The 1,978-nt window shown below is 55.6% G+C and carries 1 protein-coding gene; it reads left to right on the top strand.

The genetic code is table 11. The features are described 5' to 3' along the window. A partial coding sequence (locus tag KDK14_RS00330) for an ankyrin repeat domain-containing protein (RefSeq protein ID WP_257263023.1) occupies positions 1–1,892 on the top strand: 1,892 nt, incomplete at its 5' end. Positions 1,893–1,978 lie beyond the last annotated feature (86 nt).

Genomic DNA, 1,978 nt, shown 5'->3' with positions numbered 1-1,978 from the left:
GAGTGGACTTTAATGCCCGTGATAACGACGGTATCACGCCTTTGATGATAGCAACTCTTTGGGGCAAATTAGATCACCTGATGTGTCTGCTCACAAAAGCGGATATCAATATCGCTGCCAACTGCGGCACAACGGCATTACATTTAGCCGCTTATTGGGGGCGAACCCATTGTCTGGTAAAACTGCTTGACATGGAAGTGGATGTCAATGTCAAAACACGTAAAGATGGTGCTACGCCGCTGCATATGGCCGCTCAGAAGGGCCGCATAGAGTCTGTCCAGAAGCTGCTGCAAGATAATCGTTATCACACCCTGGCCAATGAGCAGATGAACGATGGCTGTACGGCTCTTCACCTGGCTGCTCGAAATGGCCACACAGAGATCGTCAGGGCATTTATGGAAATTGCCTCCATGCGCATCCGGGTTGATGTGACGGATAACAAAGGCGATACGGTTCTCCACGAAGCTGCTCGTCAAGGCCACACCGAGACTGTCAAGGCATTGCTGGACATTGCCCCCTCGCTGGCCAAAAGGAGGAATAGATTTGGCCAAACGGCTCTCCACCTGGCTGCTCGTCAAGGCCACACACGGATCATCGAGACATTGCTGGCCATTGCCCCCTCCCTGGCCAACAAGCAGGCTAACCTTGGCCTGACGGCTCTTCACCTGGCTGCTGATGAAGGCCAAACAGAGGCCATCCGGGCATTGCTGACCATTGCCCCCTCCCTGTACAAAGAGAAGGATAACTATTGCCAGACGGCTCTCCACCTGGCTGCTCTTCAAGGCCACACACGGATCATCGAGACATTGCTGGCCATTGCCCCATCCCTTGCCAACGAGAAAAATAACAATGGCCGGACGGCTCTCCACGTGGCTGCTCTTCAAGGCCACACAGAGGCCATTCAGACATTGCTGGCCATTGCCCCCTCGCTGGCCAACGAGAAAGATAACAATGCCCAAACGGCTCTCCACCTGGCTGCTTTTCAAGGCCACGCAGAGGCCATTCAGACATTGCTGGAAAATGACCGATCCCTGGCCGAAGAGAAGAATATCAACGACGAAACAGCCCTCCAACTGGCCGCTCGTAATGGCCACACAGAGGCCATGCTGACATTGCTGACCAATGCCCCCTCCCTGGCCAACGAGAAAGCAAACCTTGGCCGGGCTCTTCACTTGGCTGCTGGGGAAGGCCACGCAGAGGCCATCCGGGCATTGCTGGAAATTGACCGATCCCTGGCCGAAGAGAAGAATGACAATGGCGAAACAGCGCTTCATTTAACCACTCGTAATGGCCACACAGGGGCCATCCAGACATTGCTGAACATTGCCCCCTTCCTGGCCGAAGAGAAGGATAACGATGGCGATACGGCTCTGCACACAGCTGCTTTCAGAGGCCATACAGAAGCCATCCAGACATTGCTGACCATTGCCCCCTCCCTGGCCGAAGAGAGGAACAACGATGGCGATACGGCTCTGCACACCGCTGCTTTCAGAGGCCATACAGAAGCCATCCAGACATTGCTGGCCATTGCCCCCTCCCTGGCCGAAAAGAGGAACAACGATGGCGATACGGCTCTCTTCGTGGCTACTCGTCAAGGCCTCACAGAGGCCATCCAGACATTGCTGGGCATTGCCCCCGCCCTGGCCAACGCCAGAAATCACCAGGGCAACACGGCTCTGCACCTGGCTGTTCTTGAAGGCCTCACAGAGGTCATCCGGGCATTGCTGGGCATTGCCCCCTCTCTGGCCAACGCCAGGAATCACCAGGGCAACACGGCTCTGCACCTGGCTGTTCTTGAAGGCCACACAGAGGCCATCCGGGCATTGCTGGCCAATGCCCCCTCTCTGGTTAAAGATAAGGGCAACAGGGGCAAGGAGGCTGTCCGGGAATAGACTACCCTGCGCGGCAACTGCTCCCGGGAGGCTGTCTCAGACTTTTTGGATTGGGTTTGTCATTTTTTGATGTATCAGCACCTTCA

The sequence above is a fragment of the Endozoicomonas sp. ONNA2 genome, from assembly GCF_024606365.1.
Lineage (GTDB): Bacteria > Pseudomonadota > Gammaproteobacteria > Pseudomonadales > Endozoicomonadaceae > Endozoicomonas.
This window is presented reverse-complemented; position numbering and strand designations above follow the sequence as displayed.